Origin of the sequence: Saccharothrix sp. NRRL B-16314 (assembly GCF_000716595.1) — a bacterium.
Taxonomy (GTDB): Bacteria; Actinomycetota; Actinomycetes; order Mycobacteriales; family Pseudonocardiaceae; genus Actinosynnema.
Genome location: NZ_JNXC01000045.1, coordinates 33,933 through 50,330, shown reverse-complemented (window position 1 = coordinate 50,330; position 16,398 = coordinate 33,933). Strand labels below are relative to the sequence as shown.

The 16,398-nt window shown below is 71.8% G+C and carries 14 protein-coding genes; 9 read left to right on the top strand and 5 right to left on the bottom strand.

Annotation, left to right across the window (positions count from 1 at the left end):
• The 8 genes from OQ02_RS36825 to mmuM all read left to right on the top strand — a co-directional run.
• Positions 1–562, top strand: a 562-nt coding sequence (locus OQ02_RS36825) for a cellulose binding domain-containing protein (protein WP_033443299.1), incomplete at its 5' end; no start/stop codon positions are given.
• Positions 563–906: 344 nt separating this feature from the next.
• Positions 907–2,313: a cellulase family glycosylhydrolase gene (locus OQ02_RS36820; protein WP_033443298.1), complete on the top strand. Its 1,407-nt coding sequence runs from the start codon at positions 907–909 to the stop codon at positions 2,311–2,313.
• Positions 2,314–2,456: 143 nt separating this feature from the next.
• Positions 2,457–3,851 (top strand): hypothetical protein, encoded by a 1,395-nt coding sequence (locus tag OQ02_RS36815; RefSeq protein ID WP_033443297.1) that lies wholly within the window; start codon positions 2,457–2,459, stop codon positions 3,849–3,851.
• A 41-nt stretch (positions 3,852–3,892) separates the two neighbouring features.
• Complete coding sequence (locus OQ02_RS36810; protein WP_033443296.1) at positions 3,893–4,567, top strand: hypothetical protein; 675 nt, start codon at positions 3,893–3,895, stop codon at positions 4,565–4,567.
• Positions 4,568–4,699: 132 nt separating this feature from the next.
• Positions 4,700–5,383, top strand: a complete 684-nt coding sequence (locus OQ02_RS36805) for a polysaccharide deacetylase family protein (RefSeq protein ID WP_033443295.1) — start codon at positions 4,700–4,702, stop codon at positions 5,381–5,383.
• Positions 5,384–5,632: 249 nt separating this feature from the next.
• Complete coding sequence (locus tag OQ02_RS36800; RefSeq protein WP_197043666.1) at positions 5,633–6,856, top strand: hypothetical protein; 1,224 nt, start codon at positions 5,633–5,635, stop codon at positions 6,854–6,856.
• Positions 6,857–6,943: 87 nt separating this feature from the next.
• Positions 6,944–7,546 carry a phosphoribosylanthranilate isomerase gene (locus OQ02_RS36795; RefSeq protein ID WP_033443294.1) on the top strand — a complete coding sequence of 201 codons (603 nt, stop codon included), beginning with the start codon at positions 6,944–6,946 and terminating at the stop codon, positions 7,544–7,546.
• Positions 7,543–8,433, top strand: coding sequence for a homocysteine S-methyltransferase (mmuM, locus tag OQ02_RS36790; protein ID WP_033443293.1), 891 nt, complete (start codon positions 7,543–7,545; stop codon positions 8,431–8,433). Before OQ02_RS36795 ends, mmuM begins: the two co-directional genes overlap by 4 nt.
• 6 nt (positions 8,434–8,439) lie before the next feature.
• On the opposite strand, the gene OQ02_RS36785 is transcribed toward mmuM, so the two are convergent.
• From OQ02_RS36785 to OQ02_RS36765, 5 genes are all read right to left on the bottom strand, one after another.
• Positions 8,440–9,210 carry an SDR family oxidoreductase gene (locus OQ02_RS36785; protein ID WP_051773261.1) on the bottom strand — a complete coding sequence of 257 codons (771 nt, stop codon included), beginning with the start codon at positions 9,208–9,210 and terminating at the stop codon, positions 8,440–8,442.
• Positions 9,211–9,269: 59 nt separating this feature from the next.
• Positions 9,270–10,787 carry a PP2C family protein-serine/threonine phosphatase gene (locus tag OQ02_RS36780; protein WP_051773265.1) on the bottom strand — a complete coding sequence of 506 codons (1,518 nt, stop codon included), beginning with the start codon at positions 10,785–10,787 and terminating at the stop codon, positions 9,270–9,272.
• A 5-nt stretch (positions 10,788–10,792) separates the two neighbouring features.
• On the bottom strand, positions 10,793–11,245 hold the full coding sequence (locus OQ02_RS41705) for a hypothetical protein (protein ID WP_156077539.1): 453 nt from the start codon (positions 11,243–11,245) through the stop codon (positions 10,793–10,795).
• A 553-nt stretch (positions 11,246–11,798) separates the two neighbouring features.
• Complete coding sequence (locus OQ02_RS36770) at positions 11,799–13,169, bottom strand: metallopeptidase TldD-related protein (protein ID WP_033443292.1); 1,371 nt, start codon at positions 13,167–13,169, stop codon at positions 11,799–11,801.
• The gene (locus OQ02_RS36765; protein WP_033443291.1) at positions 13,166–14,644 is read right to left on the bottom strand and encodes a TldD/PmbA family protein; all 1,479 of its coding nucleotides are present in this window, start codon (positions 14,642–14,644) and stop codon (positions 13,166–13,168) included. Before OQ02_RS36765 ends, OQ02_RS36770 begins: the two co-directional genes overlap by 4 nt.
• Positions 14,645–14,847: 203 nt before the next feature.
• Between OQ02_RS36765 and add the strand changes: the two genes are divergently transcribed.
• Positions 14,848–15,984, top strand: coding sequence for an adenosine deaminase (gene add, locus OQ02_RS36760; protein WP_051773259.1), 1,137 nt, complete (start codon positions 14,848–14,850; stop codon positions 15,982–15,984).
• Positions 15,985–16,398 lie beyond the last annotated feature (414 nt).

The following is a 16,398-nucleotide window of genomic DNA, read 5'->3' as shown; positions in this document are numbered from 1 at the left end:
GCAGGCGTCGAACTACGAGCGCGTGGTGAAGGCCTGCCTGGCCGTGGCGCGCTGCGCCGGCATCACGGTGTGGGGCATCCGGGACACCGACTCGTGGCGTGCCTCGGGCACCCCGCTGCTGTTCGACGGCTCGGGCAACAAGAAGGCCGCCTACACCTCCACCCTCAACGCCCTCAACAGCGGCGGCACGTCGACGACGTCCACCACGACGTCCACCAGCACGTCGACCACGACGTCCACCACCACGACCACGACCACCATCCCCGGTGGGGGCGGCTGCACCGCTTCGGTGTCGCTCAACTCCTGGAACGGTGGCTTCGTCGCCACGGTGAAGGTCACCGCCGGATCGTCGCCCCTCAACGGGTGGACGGTCACGACGAACCTGCCGTCCGGCGCCACGGTGACCAACGCGTGGAGTGCCGACCGCAGTGGTAACACCGGCAACATCCAGTGGAGGAACGTGAGCTACAACGGCAACGTCCAGGCCGGCATGTCGACCGAGTTCGGCTTCCAGGGCACGGGTTCCGGCGCGGGTATGACGCCGACCTGTTCCGCGGGCTGATCGGCCGCCCGGCGCGGGGGATCTTCCAGCCCCCGCGCCGGGCACCATCCGGCATCGCGCCGGGCACTACCGGCACCGTGACGCTCTCCGGTGCCGATGACGCGGCGTGATCGCCGACGAAATCCTCCCGATTCCGCCCTGCGAACGGGCGTTAGCCGGGTTTCAGCCCGTGGACGTCGATCCGTGATCCGTCCGCGGCCAGGTCCGCAGGTGTGGCCGTTCGGCAGCGGAGCCACGCCGCGCCACCGCAGGTCGACACCCTGTACTTGCGCACGTTTCCCGGTGTACCGTCCCGCCCTGTCTGGGAGCGCTCCCAGACGTTTGTCCAGATGAGGAGGGGCTCAGTGAAGCGCTCCACCGCCGCTATTGCGGCTTGCGCGATGGTCCTGGGCGGTGCGGCGACAGTCCTGCCGCACGCCATGGCCGCCGCCCAGGGCTGTCGGGTCGACTACTCCGTCGCGAGCCAGTGGGACGGCGGGTTCCAGGCCGCGGTGAAGGTCACCAACCTCGGTGACACCGTCAGCGGCTGGTCGCTCGGCGTGGTGTTCACCGCCGGTCAGCGGGTCACCCAGGGCTGGAACGCCACGTGGGCGCAGTCCGGCTCCACGGCGACCGCCACCAACGTCGACTGGAACCGGACGCTCGGCACCGGCGCGTCGACGGACCTCGGCTTCGTCGCCTCGTGGTCCGGCAGCAACCCGGCGCCCACGTCGTTCACGCTGAACGGCGTCGCCTGCACCGGTTCCACCACGAGCACGTCGACCACGTCCACGACGACGACCACCACGACCACCACGAACCCGCCGGTCGGTCGCACCCCTGTCGCGATCAACGGCCGGCTCCGCGTCTGCGGGGTCAACCTGTGCAACCAGTACAACCGGCCGATCCAGCTGCGCGGCATGAGCACCCACGGCATCCAGTGGTTCGCCAAGTGCTACAACAACGCGTCGCTCGACGCGCTGGCCACGGACTGGAACGCCGACCTGTTCCGGATCGCGATGTACGTGCAGGAGCAGGGTTACGAGACCAACCCGAGCGGGTTCACCAACCAGGTGAACAGCCTGGTCGACATGGCCGAGGCCCGCGGCATGTACGCGGTCATCGACTTCCACACCCTCACGCCGGGTGACCCCAACTACAACCTGGAGCGCGCCAAGACGTTCTTCCGCTCGGTCGCCGCGCGCAACTCGGCGAAGGACAACGTGATCTACGAGATCGCGAACGAGCCGAACGGCGTGAGCTGGGCCGGCATCAAGAGCTACGCCGAGCAGGTCATCCCGGTGATCCGCGCGGCCGACCCCGACGCGGTCATCCTCGTCGGCACCCGCGCATGGTCGTCGCTGGGCGTGTCGGAGGGCTCGAACGAGACCGAGATCATCAACAACCCGGTCAACGCGACGAACATCATGTACACGTTCCACTTCTACGCCGCCTCGCACAAGGACAACTACCGGGCGACGGTCAGCCGGGCCGCGTCCCGCCTGCCGCTGTTCGTCAGCGAGTTCGGCACGGTCCTCGCCACCGGCGGTGGCACCTACGACCGCACGAGCAGCGCGGCGTGGCTGGACCTGCTCGACCAGTTGAAGATCAGCTACGTGAACTGGACGTACTCGGACGCCGGCGAGAGCAGCGCCGCGTTCCGGTCGGGCACCTGCAACGGTGGGACCTACACCGGCAGCAGCGTGCTCACCGAGTCCGGCGCGTTCATCAAGAGCCGGATCAACACCCCGGACAACTTCCCGACCAGCTGACCTCTTCGCACTGACCGATTCGCACTGACAGATTCGCACTGATCGCTCCACAATGGACCGGGGCCTCGCCTTCACGGCGGGGCCCCGTTTCATTCGCCGCGTTCCGGCGCGGCCCCGCCGGTCACCCGGATAGGTTGTCGCCCATGGAGAACACGGCGGCACGTCGTCAGCTCGGCTGGACCTGGGGCGTGACCGCGCTGGCGGTGGTGGCGCTGTTCAACATCGGCGCCCACAGCCCCGACCTCAAGGTGACGCACGGCACTGCGATCCACCTGGAGAAGTACAGCGTCCCGCTGCTGGGGCTGACCCTGGTCGCCACGTCGGTCGGGCTCTGGACCATCCGGCGGTGGCCGTGGCACTGGCCGTGGCTCCTGGTCGCGGGCGCGTTGTGCAAGGTTCCCGAGGTGGTCAGGTCCGAAGTCTTCTTCCTGAGCGGCCGACCCGGGGCGCACTACCTGATCTGGGCGGCCGGCGCGGCCGGGACCGCGCTGATCGTCCTCGGCGTGTTGTGCGCTGCCGCCGCTTCGACCTCCGCTCCGACCTCCGACGGATCGGCGGGACATGCCGCCGCCCTGTCGGGCATGGCGGTCGGGACGATGCTGTTCGGCACGGTGCTCGTCGGCCTGGGCTGGCTGGACCAGCCGGACCGCCCTGCAGTGATGAACTACGGCTTCGCCGGGATCGGCCTGCTGGGCGGTGCCCTGGCCGTGCTCGCCGTGCGCACCGGCCGGATCGCCCGACCCGAGGCCCCTCTGCTCACCGTGCGGACCGCGATCGTCGGCACGGCGGCGGCGTTGCTCCCGGTCGTGCTGACCGTGGCGGGCTACCTGCTGAACCTCGCGCTGCCGGTGGTAGGCGTGCCGACCAGTGGCGCGGGGGTGCTGACCCTGCTGTGCGCCTGCGGACTGGCCTTGGCGCTGGGCTCGGGCATGGTGCTGCGCGCGGCGGCAGCCGGTCTCGTGCTGTACGCCGTGGCGGCGCCGGTCACCCTGGCGATCTACTTCACCGCCGGCCAGATGACGGTCGTGTGGCCGTGGGCCTTCGCCGGACTCGTCGGCGGCGTGGCGTTGGGCCGCAGTCGGCATCGAGCCGCCCTGGCCGCGCTGGGCTGCGCCGGGCTCGGCCTTGTGATGGCGACGATGGGACGGCTGACCGGGACGTACGCGGAGATGGCCACCGACGGGCCGCTGATCATGCCCGCCGAGCCGCTGATCGCCCTGGTCGTCGCCACCGCGACCGTTGCCGTGACGACCGCGGTGCCGCTCGCGTCCCACCACCGGGCTCTCCCGGTCGTGCTGGGTCCGCTGTTGATCGGCTTCGTGCTCTCGATCCGCGACCTGATGCAGGTGTTCATCCTGCACGGGTCGAGCGGCACCGCCCTGCCGGAGGGGAGGCACACCGAGAAGTGGGCCGTCCTGCTCGGCATCGCGACCGTCCTGCTGGTGGTGATCGCCGTGCTCGACGCGCGGCGCGCTGCCGTCGCTCGATCGGGTGACCAGGCCGGCGAAGGGGCCGGAATTGTCGGTGCCCGTCACTAACTTGCGGATCGGGGATCCACGCCGATCAGGGGGAGTGCCACGTGGCTACCAGGTTCATCACCAAGAACGGCCGCCGCATACCGCTGGACAACGGCAAGGGCGGCGCGGCGGTCGCGGCGGTGGTCGTCGTGCTGGGCCTGACCGGTTCGGCCGGCCTGGGCGGCGGGGTCGGCTCGTCCGGGTCGAGTCCGGGAGGTTCGGCCGGTTCGGTCGGTTCGTCGAACGTGGCCGCGCGCAAGGCGGAAGGGCAGAAGGCGGCGAGACGGGGCGACCGCGACGGCGCGTGGCAGCGGATGGGGATGCGTCGGCTCAACGAGAAGCTGGAGCGGCAGTGGGAGTGCCTGTCGGCGTCGCACGGCGAGATCAGGGAGTTCTTCACCCGAACGCCGTGCACGTCGCTCGACCGGATGGTGATCGCGGTCGGGGACGACGTCGGCAACAGCGCCGTCGTGTCGCTGGTCTGGGTCGGTTTCCGGAACAAGGGCGATCTGCGCGAGTTCAAGCGGATCGAGGACCGGCAGGGCAGCGGCGACGTCCACCCGCTCGGCGCACCGGTGCTCGGCCTGGCCGACATCGCGTTCACCGGCCTGAACTACGGGGTGCAGACCACGGGCACGTCCATCACGGTCGCCGAAGCGGAAACGGCGACCGGCCACGTCGACCGGGAGACGCTTGACGCGTTGGCGGAAGTCGCCGCCTGCCTACCCCGTCCCTGACCGGGGAGAAGTGCCAGTCGAGACGCCAGTCAAGACTCGAAACTTCCGCGAAACTGCTGGCACCCGGCCGAATCATGACCTGATAGTTGGCCGCGCCCTGAGGGCGTCCCGTCCGACGAAAGGGGTTTCACGATGAAGTGGAGAGCCGTGGTGCTGACGACCGGCTTGGCGCTCGGGCTGGCCGCCGGGCCGGCCCAGGCCGGTCAGCCGGACGAGGGCGAGGCCGTGGTCGTCGACTCGACCCGCCACGCCGGGCGCTCGCTCGCGCTGACGTTCGACGACGGTCCCAACCCGGTCGACACGCCGCGTCTGCTCGACGTGCTGCACAAGCACCACGTCAAGGCCGTGTTCTGCCTCTGGGGCGACTTCGTCGAAGCCCACCCGGAGCTGGTGCGCGCGATCGTCGCCGGTGGCCACAAGCTGTGCAACCACACGATGCACCACGACGACATGGGCACGTGGACGCCGGAGCAGATCAAGGCCGACCTGGAGGAGACGAACGCCGCGATCCACCGCGCCGTGCCGGGCGTGCCGATCAAGTACTTCCGCGCCCCGTACGGCAGTTGGGGCCAGACGCCCCGGGTGGCCGCCGAGCTGGGCATGACGTCGATCGGCTGGCGCCTGGTCATCTCCGACTGGGAGCCGCCGGGCACCGACGAGCTCGTCCGCCGGGTGATGGAGGGTGTCACGCCGGGCGCCGTGGTGCTGATGCACGACGGTCCGAACGACCGCGGTCAGACGGTGGACGCCGTCGACCAGGTCATCCCGAGGCTGCGCGCGGACGGCTGGCGCTTCGACCTGCCCGCCCGTCGCTGAGCCGGCGGCACCACGAGGCGGAAACCCCTGTCGCCGGCCGCGGCGTCCCACTCGGCGCCGCGTCCGGCGGGGGTGACGGCGCCGCGTCCAGCGCACACCCCGCCGGAGCAGTGCTCGAGACGCCACGCAGCCCGGTGCCCTCCGTCGACCTCACTGCTTCCGACGCGGCCGACTCGGCGCGACCCCATGTCCCGCCACTCCGCTCTGGAACGATGCGGCGTTGTCGGAATCAGGTGGGGGAACTGAACGATGAGTGGTCCGCGCAAGGTGGCGATGCCCGGCCAGGTCTGGGGTCTGGCCGCACCGGGGGTGACGGGACCGCTGTTCGTGACCGGCTACGACGGCCACAACCAGTCGACCACCGTGCTCACGGCGGTCGACCCGGACGGAACGGTGCTGTGGCGCCGTGCGTTCGACGGGCACCCCGAAGTGCCGCGCGTCAGCGTCGGAGGCACGGTGTGGATCGCCCACGCCGGAGCCGGAGGCCACACCTTGAGCGAGGTGGACGCCGCCGGAGCGGTGCTGCGCTCGATCACCCCCGAGCACGCGCCGGACGAACACCTCGGGGCGTTCGTGCTGCTCCCCGACGGCATCTGCGTCGCGTGGCTGCCCGCGGCACCCCGCCGGGTCGTTCCGCCGGGGCGAAGCCCCCGCGTCGCCCGCTACGACGAGAACGGCGCCTGCCACTGGTCGACGCCGGCCGGGCTCGACCAGTTCGCCCACCCGGGCGGCGTGGCGACGAGAGCGGACGACGACGGGAGGGCACGACCGGTGAAGCCCTGGACACCGCGGACGATCGAGGCGTCCCACTGGCAGCCGCTGCTGGTCTCCGGCAACCGGATCGCCGCCACCTTCGCCGACGGCGGCAGCGGCATCGCCGTCACGTCCTTCCTGGACACCGCGACCGGGCAGGTCGTCGCCACCACCCGGCCCGGTCCACTCACCCACAAGGCGATCGTCGGGCCGGGCGAGTTCCTTGTCGGATCGCAGGGCTACGGCGCTTTCAGCACCGCCCGGTACGACCAGTCCGGCGCGGTGACGGACCAGTGGCAGAGCCACACCATGGCGCTCGTGGACCGCGATGGCCACATCCGCGGCCCGGAGTCGGAGAACGTCATGCCATCCCGGTCGCGTTTCCGCGGCCTCGGCCCCGGCGGCACGTTGCGCGACGGTCCGGCCCTCTCGGGCTACTACACCACCTACCCGGCGCTGGACCACGACGGCACCGCGATCTTCTGGCGTGACGGCCGGTTGCTGGCCGTCGACGCCGACTTCGAGCTGCACGAGCTGTCCGCCGTGGACGACGACCGGGCGGTGATGAGCAGGATTCTGCTGCTCGACCAGGGAAAGGTCGTCTTCGCCCTGAAGGACGAACTGCTCGTCTTCAGCGACACCGGCCTCGGTCCACTCGACACCGGCGTGTGGCCGTGCGGCGAGGGCAACCTCCGCGGCAACCCGGTCGTGCACCGATGAACCGCGGCCGTGCCCGGGCTCGCCGGCGACCGCTCGGCCGTGTGGCACGAACGCTGCTGGACGCGCCTTGACGCTACTGTTCGACCCATGTACGTGAAGTTGTGCGGGCTGCGCACCGAAGCCGACGTGGCTGCCGCCGTGGACGCGGGCGCCGACGCGGTCGGGTTCGTCCTCAGCGCGAGCGTCCGGCAGGTCGACGTCGACACCGCGCGGCGGCTGGTGCGCGAAGTGCCGCCGGGTGTGCTCGCCATCGGGGTGTTCAGAGGGGTCGCGGCACCGGAGGTGCGCCGGCTCGCCGACGCCTCGGGCATCGGTGCCGTCCAGCTGCACGGCGACTACCCGCGGGCCGCGTTCGACGAGGTGGCGGCGGTGGGCGTGCCGCTGGTCCGGGCGGTCGCGCTCGAAGCCGACACCGATGTGCGGGTCGGGGCCTTCGGCGAGCAGATGCTGCTGCTCGACTCGCCCGTTGCGGGCTCCGGGCACCGGTGGGACCTGGCGGCGCTGGACGGCGCGCGGCCGGAGGGGCACTGGCTGCTCGCGGGTGGGCTCGGCGTGGACAACGTCGCCGAGGCCGTCACCCGGGCGCGCCCGTGGGGTGTCGACGTGTCGAGCGGTATCGAGGTGAGCCGGGGCGTGAAGGACCACGGGCTGATGCGCGAGTTCGTCGCCGCGGCGCGGTCGGCCACATGAACCTGCCCGAGGCGCTGGCCCGTCGGACGGTCGTGCTGGACGGCGGCCTGTCGACCGCGCTCGAGCTCGCGGGGCACGACCTGTCCGACGCGCTCTGGTCGGCCCGGCTCCTGCTGACCGACCAGGCCGCGATCAGGTCCGCCCACCTGGCCTACTACCGGGCCGGGGCCGACGTCGTGATCACGTCCAGTTACCAGGCCACGTTCGAGGGCTTCGCGGATCGCGGGCTCACCCGTGCGGAGACGGCCGTCCTGCTGCGCGACAGCGTGACCGTCGCCCGACAGGCCGCGTCCGAAGTGGACGGATCGCGGTGGGTGGCGGCGTCGGTCGGCCCGTACGGGGCGATGCTCGCCGACGGCTCGGAGTACCGGGGCCGGTACGGGCTGACCCGGCAGGCGCTGGAGTCGTTCCACCGCCCCAGGATCGAGGTGCTGGCGGAAGCGGGAGCCGACGTGCTGGCGGTCGAGACCATCCCGGACGTCGCGGAAGCGGAGGCGGTGCTCGGGGTGGTCGCCGGGTCCGGCGTGCCGGTCTGGCTGTCCTACAGCGCGCGCGGCACGCGGACGTGCGCCGGCCAGCCGTTGACCGAGGCGTTCGAGGCGGCGCGGGGCGTGGACGAGGTGGTGGCGGTCGGCGTCAACTGCTGCGACCCGGCCGACGTGGACGAGGCGGTGGCGATCGCCCGGCGGGTCACCGGCAAACCGGTCGTGGTGTACCCGAACAGCGGTGAACGCTGGGACGCCGTGACCCGGAGCTGGACGGGCGTCCCGGCGTTCGACCCGGTGCGGGTGGCGGGGTGGGTCGACGGGGGCGCGCGGCTCGTCGGCGGCTGCTGCCAGGTCGGCCCGGAGCTGATCGGGGAACTGGCCGCGGCCTTGTCGCGGTGACCTGTCTCAGCCGCGACCGACGAGGGGCATCGTGGTCGCCATGACGGTCATGAACTGCACGTTGGCGTCCAACGGCAGCCCGGCCATGTAGCGGACCGCGTCGGCGACGTGCGCGACGTCCATCGTGGGCTCGGCCGCGACCGACCCGTCCGCCTGGAGCACGCCGCGGCTCATCCGGTCCGTCATCGGCGTCGCCGCGTTGCCGATGTCGATCTGCCCGCAGGCGATGCGGTGCCGGCGGCCCTCCAGCGAGATCGACTTCGTCAACCCGGTGATCGCGTGCTTGCTCGCGTTGTAGGCAACCGCGTCGGGCCTCGGGGTCTGGGCGGACACCGAGCCGTTGTTGATGATCCGCCCCCCTTGCGGCGTCTGGTCGCGCATGACGCGGAAAGCGGCGCGGGCGCACAGGAACGAGCCGGTCAGGTTCGTGTCGACGACCGTCGTCCACTGCTCGACGGTGAAGTCCTCCAGCGGCGTGGCGGGCACGTTCGTCCCGGCGTTGTTGAAAAGCACGTCGACCCGGCCCCACCGCTCGCGCACCGCGTCGAACAGCGCGTCCACGGACGCCTCGACGGTGACGTCCGTCGGCACGACGAAGACCGACCCGGCCGGTGCGTCGGCGGCGGTCTCGGCCAGCGCCTCGGCCCGCCGCCCTGCGAGCGCCACCCGGTGCCCGGCTTCGAGGAGCCCTCGGGCGACCGCGCGCCCGACCCCCGAACCGGCGCCGGTCACCACGGAAACCGGGTGCGCGGCCACGTCGGGCGGTGTGGGAGTCACCGGTGCAGATTAGCCCGTCGACGTGTCCCCGCGGTCGTCCACTCGGACCGGTCGGGCCGCTAAGGAAGCAGCGCCTGCGGGTGGGTCCACCGGGCCAGCACGACGGTGGCGTCGTCCTGGAAGACACCGCCCTGGTGGGTGAGGATCGCCTGGATGAGCCGCCGGGCGGTCTCGGGCGGCGGGTTGCCGGCGGCTGCTTCACGGTGCAGGAAGTCGGTCAACCGCGCCTCGCCGAAGAACTCGCCGCGCGCGTTGCGGGCTTCGGTGATGCCGTCGGTGTAGAGGACGAGCCAGTCGTAGGGCTGGAGGACTTCCTCGGCGACGGCCCGGTCGCCGATCCCGACGCCGAGCGGTGGCGCGTGGCCGGCGGTCAGCGGCTTGACGACCCGGCCGCCGCGCATGATCAGCGGCTCGGGGTGCCCGGCGTTGAGGTAGCGCAGCCGACCGGTGGCCAGGTCGACCTCGGCCAGGACCGCGGTCGCGAACGTGCTGCGGCCGAACTGGGCGCTGATCGTCTCGTCGACGGTGCGGGCCTGTGCGGCGAGGTCCTGGCCCGCGTGGCGTGCGTGCCGGTGGGCGGCCAGGGCGGTGGCGGCGATCAGGCCGCTGCGCAGGTTGTGCCCGACCGCGTCCAGGACGATCAACGTCGCGGTGGTCTCGGAGAGCGAGTAGTCGAAGGCGTCACCGCTGACGGCGTGGCGCGGCTCGACCACGCCGGTCACCACGAAGCTGTCCACGCCCGCGGTCGGCGGCGGCAGCAAGGACCAGATCAACTCGCCGCCGACCGTCCGGCGGGTGGTCTGGCGCACCAGGTCGACCGCGTCACCGTACTTGTCGAGGAGGGTCACCAGGTGTCCCACCAGCATGGACAGCCAGCGGCACTGGGTGCGCAGCCCCGGGTCGTCGAGGTCGCTCACCTCGTCCACCCGGACGTCGAGCACGCCCAACCGCTCCACACCGTCCACCAGCGGCACCCACAGGCGGGGGTGGTCGGGGTTCCGCGCGGGCAGGGCGCGCACCTGCCGGAACGCCCGCCCGGCCAGCGTGCTGTCCACGCCCAGCCGCGTCCTGCCGTGGTCGCCGTCGGAATTGCCGTCTGGGTCGTTGTCGAGGTCGCTGTGGGCCGGCCACCGGTGCAGGTGGCGTTCCTCGTAGTCGACCAGGTACATCGTGATGCGCAGGTCCAGCATCCGGGCAGCGGTGTCGACCAGCGTCGTCAGCCGGTCGGGCGGGGCCAGTTCCGCGCCTTCGAGCAGCGCCACCAGCGCGGACAGCGCTTGGCCGTGAGGCCTGGTCTCGCGCGTCAGGCGGCTGTAGTCGGCGCGGTGCGGTGGTGCCGACTCGTCCAGGCGCTCGTTGACCGCTCGGGCGAGGACGTCCCGCTGCAACGGAGGCAGCCCACCCGCGCCGTGCACGTACGCGGCGACTTCGGTCAACCCGGCGTCGCCGCCAAGGGCGACGTAGCGGACCCACAGCTCCTTCGTGGTCAGCCCCGAGTGCCGCAGGGCCACGGCGATGTTGTGCCGTTGCCGGTCCGAGTGCCGGTCGGGGCGTTGGTCTGGGCGTTGGTCGGCCATGGTGGTCACCGGGGACGGCGGATCGTCGACCTGACCAGGTCGTCCGCTGCCTGTCGCAGGGGCTTGCCGCGTCGTCGGGCCATGTAGGCCAGGATCAGGAACGCGGCCCGTTCGTCGTCGACGCGCACCACGGTCCGCTGTTCCCACGCGGTCAGGCACGGTCCCTGGCCCAGCTCGTACTGGAGGGCGTCGGCGCGCTCCACCACGACATCGGTCGCCGCCGCCGTCACCCGGTCACCGTTCGAACCCGACAGGGTGATGCCGGACCCGGCGGCGCCGGGGAAGGTCTCCTTCGCCGACGACGTGATCAGCCTCAGCGAGGTGTCCACGGTGCCGCTCGGCAGCAGCGGAGCGGAAACGCGGGCGAACACGGCGGCCAGTTCGTCGGCCGGTTCGTCGGTCGGCTCGATCCGGGGCGCGTCGACCCACGCGTCGACGGGCGGCAACTCCGAGGCCATCCGCACCACCCCCGGCGCGACCGGGGTCGGCCGCTGCCCACACCGCCGCATACCCGCCGCGGCGTGCTTCTAACCCGTTCGAGTCGTGGCTGCGCGGTCTCGGTCGGGGGACGTGCGGCGGGGGCGCGTTCGGCGTGCCGGGTACACGGTGGACGGCTTGTGCCCTGGCTACGTGGGGTCGTGTGGCCGCACTGGAGTTCGTGAACAACCCGACCGGGTTCCGGCTCGACGCGTGGGGTGACGTGGTGGACCCGCGGCCGTGGGCGGCGATGTTCGGTCCGTCGACGTGGCCGCAGTTCACGCACATGTGGCTGGCGGCGTTCATGGGTCCTGCTGACCCGCCGCTACGCACTCGCGCGCATCGCCTCCGCACTGGCGGTCACGGCGATCCTCGTCGGCTGGGCCGTCGGGCAGTACCCGTACGTGCTGCTTCCCGGCCTCACCGTCGAACAAGCAGCCCAAGGCCGCCAGCCCCTCATGGCCCTCGGCATCGCCCTCGCGATCGGCGCGCTCGCGTACCTCTACACGCTGTTCCAACGACCGGCCACCAACGTCATGCCCGAGCGGCAACTGCGGAGAAGTCCGCGACCCGCACGGGAGGCATCGCCGTGCGGGGCCGCTCGTCGTCCGGTTCCCGGGGCAGGGTCACCGAGGTCGGACCGATCTCCGTGATCCGGTCCAGCAGCCGCAACGGGCTCTCGTTGAACCGGAAGTCGTCGGTCGCGCCGATCACCTCGCCGTCGCGCACCACGTACACGCCGTCCCGGGTCAGGCCGGTCAGCCGCAACGCCCGCGTGTCCACCTCGCGCAGGTACCACAGCGAGGTCAGCAGCAGGCCGTTCCGGGTCGCCGCGATCATCTCCGGCAACGTGGACCGCTCACCGGGCGGGCCTTCCAGCACGAGGTTGCCGATGCGGGGCGTGAAGGCGTCCCCGGCCTGCCGCGCCGAAGCCCTGGTGTGCACGAGCGCCGTCAGCACCCCGTCGGTGATCCAGTTCGTCGGGCCGAGCGCAAGACCGTTGTCCGCCACGGACGTGTCCGCGCCCGACACCCGTGTCACCACGAACGGATCGCATTCCAGGCCCTTGTGCGCCGGGTCGCTGCGCAACGTCACGGGCAGGGCGGCGACCCGCTCGCCGAGCCGGGTGCCGCCGTCGGGCACCGAGAACGCGGTCCGCCCGTCGGCCGCGTCACGACCACCGGCCGACCGGTACAGGTGCTTCAGCAAGTCGGCGGTGCAGGAAGGCGGGAGCAGCACCTCGTGCCGACCGGACGCCACGTCGACCCGCGTGGCGCCCCAGCCGAGGCGCTGTTGAAGCTCGTCCAGCAACGGGTGCGGGTTGAAGTCCGACAGATCGGGCAGGTCCACCCCCACCCACGCGGACGACGTCGCGGTGCGCGCGGTCAGCTCCACCACGCCGGACGGCTGCACGTGCCGCCGCCGCACACCCGAGGACGTCCCGAGCCACGTGGTGCGGACCTCGTGCTCGGCGTAGCAGTGCAAGGCGAAACCACGTGCGGCTCCGGAAAGGTCGGCCGCCAGACCGGCGAGCACACCGGCCGGCGCGGTGACGGCCGGTTCGTGCCAGTCCGACGCCGGGGGCCGGTCGGCGGGAGGGAGGGGGTCGACGTCGGCAGTGGACCGCCGAGCGAGGATCGACGCGGCCTCCACCAGGTCACGCACCGCCGCCGCGTCGAGCGCCCCACCAGCCGACACCACGCCCGCAGACACCACGCCCGCCGCGCCACCCGGCGTGGTCACCACGACGTGGACCTGCCGGTCGAGCACGTGCGCCGCGCTGGTCGTCACCTCGCCCGCCCGACGCAGGTGCGCGTGCGCCGTGTCGTCCACGATCACCACGACCTGGTCACCCGGTCGTCCGGCGGCGATCGCCTGTTCCACCAGTTCGTGTGCCGCGATCACGTCGCGTCACCCACGTGGTGCACGGGCACGCGGGTGAACAGCGCCGACGGGCAGCTGTGGCTCGCCGCCGCGGCCTGCGCGGGCCGTCCCTTGCCGCAGAGGTCCGCACCGAACGCCGTCACCGTGCTCTCGTCGCCGAGCCGGGCGAGGGACGACCAGAACTCGGTCGTCGACGAGCGGTAGGCGACCCCGGCCAGGGGTTCGGCGAGCCGCCCCGCCCGGATGCGGTGGCAGCGCTGGGCGGTGAACTGGAAGTCCGAGCGGGTGGCGTCGATCGACCAGCTGTCCGACCCGGCGAGGTAGATGCCGTCCTCGACACCGCTGATCAGGTCGTCCGTCGAGCACGGCCCCGCGGCCGGCGCGAGCGAGACGTTCGGCATCCGGGCCAGGGGCACGTGTGACGCGGACTCGGCGTACGAGCAGCCCGTCGACCTGGCCGCACCCACCGCCGCCGCGGTGGACCGGTCGGACTGGAAGCCGGTCAGCACACCCCGCTCCACCAGCGGCCACGACTGCGCGGCGACTCCTTCGTCGTCGAAGCCGGTGGTAGCCATACCGTGCGGCGCGGTGCGGTCGGCGGTCACGGTCATCAAATCCGAGCCGTAACGCAGCGAGCCCAACAAATCCGGGGTGGCGAACGTCGTGCCGGCGTAGCTGATCTCGTGCCCGAGCGCGCGGTCCAGTTCGGTGGCGTGCCCGACCGACTCGTGGATCGTCAGCCACAGGTTGGAGGCGTCGATCACGAGGTCGTGGACACCGGGCTCCACGGGACGCGCGCCGACCTTGGCGGCCAGCTGGTCCGGCAGCGCCGCCAGCTCACCCGCCCAGTCCCACCCGTCGCCGCCCAGGTACTCCCAACCGCGTGCGGTCGGCGGGCCGACGGAGCGCAGGGTCCGCATCACGCCGGTGCGCGGGTGCACGCCGGCGACCAGCACCTGGGGGTGCACGCGGACGTTCTGCTGCGTGGTCGTGGTGCCGGCGAGGTCGGCGTAGAAGCGGTTCTCCTGCGTGGCGTTGCACTTGGCGAGCACCGAGGACACCGGCGCCGCGGCGAGCAGCGCGGTGCTCCAGTCCGCCAGCAGCGCGGCGCGGTCGGACTCGGGCACGTCGAACGGGTTCACGTCGTACGCCGACACCCACTCCGCGTCGTGGTGCACCGGCTCGTCGCTGAAGGAGGTGGGGGAGGAGCCGGAGCGGGCGACCTCCCACGCCCGGTCCACGGCGTCGGCGGCGGCCTCGGCGGTGAGCTCGACGGTGGACGCGAACCCGCGGCCACGCGCGGTGAACACCCGCACGGACAACCCGGTCCGCGCCGTGTCGGACGACGCGGCGGTCCGCGCGTTCCGGAGCAGCAGGTGACCGCTCCGGGTGCGCACGACCTGCACGGCGGCGTGGTGCGCCCCCAGCCGCCGCGCGCGGTCCAGCGCGGCGTCGGCGAGCCGGCGCAGGGGGAGGGCGAGGAACGCGTGGTCCACTGCGTGCCCCCTCCTCGCCTGCCGTGGAGACCTGCATTGATACTACTTAAAACTAAAGCGTATGCAATCGGCGGAAGTGGACCCTGTCGACATGGCCGACTCCGTTGACTCCGACATGTGGTCTGCGGCACATTGGGGGTTGAGAAAGTAGTAGCGAGGCTGGCGGCAGACAGGACGCAAGCCAGTGATCTGATGGGTTCGTGATGTGGACCGACGTCGAAGACTGGGGCACGCCCGCGGCGAGCGGACGTCGAGACGACCCGTGGACGCCCGACCTGGAGGCGTTCGTCGCGGGACTGCCCAAGGCCGAGCTGCACGTCCACCTGGAGGGCGCGCTGCGTCCGACGACGTTGCTGGACCTCGCCCACCGCAACGGGAGCGAGTTCGCCGGCCTGGACGAGCGGTGGCTCGCCGAGCGCTTCCGGTTCCGCGACTTCCGGCACTTCGCCGACCTCTACACGACGTGCACCGACGTGTTCCGCGGTCCGGAGGACTTCGCCCGTGCGGTAATCGAGCTGGCCGCCGACCTGGCGCCGCAGGGCGTGGTGCACGCGGAGGTCACGTGCTCCGCGATCACCCACCACCGCGACCGGGGCATCCCGTTCGACGAGGTGGTGGACGGGCTGTGGGCCGGTGCGGAGGCGGCGCGGCGCGACAGCGGTGTCGTGGTGCGCTTCGTCCTCGACCACGTGCGTGATCTGTCCACAGAGGACTGTCAGCGGACGGCGGAGTGGTGCGTGCGCGGCCGTGACCGCGGCGTGGTGGCGCTGGGACTCGGTGGTTTCGAGCCCGGACGACCCGCTTCGCTGTTCAGCGGGGCGATCCGGTGGGCGCGCGACCGCGGCGTGCCGTTCGTCCCGCACGCCGGTGAGGCGGTGGGCGCCGAGGGCGTCCGCGACGCGCTGGCGTTCGACCCCGTTCGGCTCGGGCACGGCTTCCGCGCGGCCGACGAGCGCGGACTGGTCGCGGAGCTGACGCGCCGCGGCACCGTGCTCGAGATCTGTCCTACCAGCAACCTGCGCACCGGGGTGGTGGCCGACCTGGCCGACCACCCGGCGCGAAGACTCCGCACCGCGGGCGTGCCGCTGGTGCTCGGCTCAGACGACCCGTTGTTGTTCGGCTCGTCCACGCTCGGCGAGTACCGGACCGCGGCGACGGGTCTCGGCTTCCTCCCCGCGGACCTGGTGGCCGCCGCGCGCACGTCGTTGCTGGCGAGCCTCGTCGACGACGGCGAACGCAGTCGCATGGTCGCCGCGCACGACGCGTACGTCGCGCGGTGGGCAGGGGCGGTAGCGGTCGGCCCGGCACCGCATTCCGGCGGTCAACGCGCACCGGGTTGACCCGTGCGCCGGCGACGTGTCGACCGAATTCAGCAATCGGTTCGCCCGCGCATTTGTCACGAATGCACGGCCGTTCGGATCGTCGGGCAAGACTGTCGACCTTAAGTCGCCGGCAAATGCGACACCTGTGGCTGACTGTATTCCGCGTGCGTTTGAATTTCGCCCGGAGAGGGGTCCGGATGATTGCCTACGACAAACGTGTGAAACTGGTAGGACGGGTTGAATCGTCCTAAAGTTGCTGGTAGACACTGCTTGAGCGTGGTTGGGAGATCTTCGCGAACACGGGTTCCCACTCTCGCGCAAGACTGTCGATCATGGGGGTGGCAGTGCGTGAATCCGGTGGTGCCAGAGTGGTGCACAGCGGATCACGAATTTGTTCGCCGCGCCGCCTGTCAATGTTGACGGCTATTTCCA

What these genes read in the sequence shown, in the direction of transcription:
- OQ02_RS41705 (WP_156077539.1), bottom strand. Translation starts at nt 11,245, where the DNA reads ATGGCCTCGGAGTTGCCGCCCGTCGACGCGTGGGTCGACGCGCCCCGG.
- OQ02_RS36815 (WP_033443297.1), top strand. Translation starts at nt 2,457, where the DNA reads ATGGAGAACACGGCGGCACGTCGTCAGCTCGGCTGGACCTGGGGCGTG.
- mmuM (WP_033443293.1), top strand. Translation starts at nt 7,543, where the DNA reads ATGAACCTGCCCGAGGCGCTGGCCCGTCGGACGGTCGTGCTGGACGGC.
- OQ02_RS36795 (WP_033443294.1), top strand. Translation starts at nt 6,944, where the DNA reads ATGTACGTGAAGTTGTGCGGGCTGCGCACCGAAGCCGACGTGGCTGCC.
- OQ02_RS36780 (WP_051773265.1), bottom strand. Translation starts at nt 10,787, where the DNA reads ATGGCCGACCAACGCCCAGACCAACGCCCCGACCGGCACTCGGACCGG.
- OQ02_RS36805 (WP_033443295.1), top strand. Translation starts at nt 4,700, where the DNA reads ATGAAGTGGAGAGCCGTGGTGCTGACGACCGGCTTGGCGCTCGGGCTG.
- OQ02_RS36800 (WP_197043666.1), top strand. Translation starts at nt 5,633, where the DNA reads ATGAGTGGTCCGCGCAAGGTGGCGATGCCCGGCCAGGTCTGGGGTCTG.
- add (WP_051773259.1), top strand. Translation starts at nt 14,848, where the DNA reads ATGTGGACCGACGTCGAAGACTGGGGCACGCCCGCGGCGAGCGGACGT.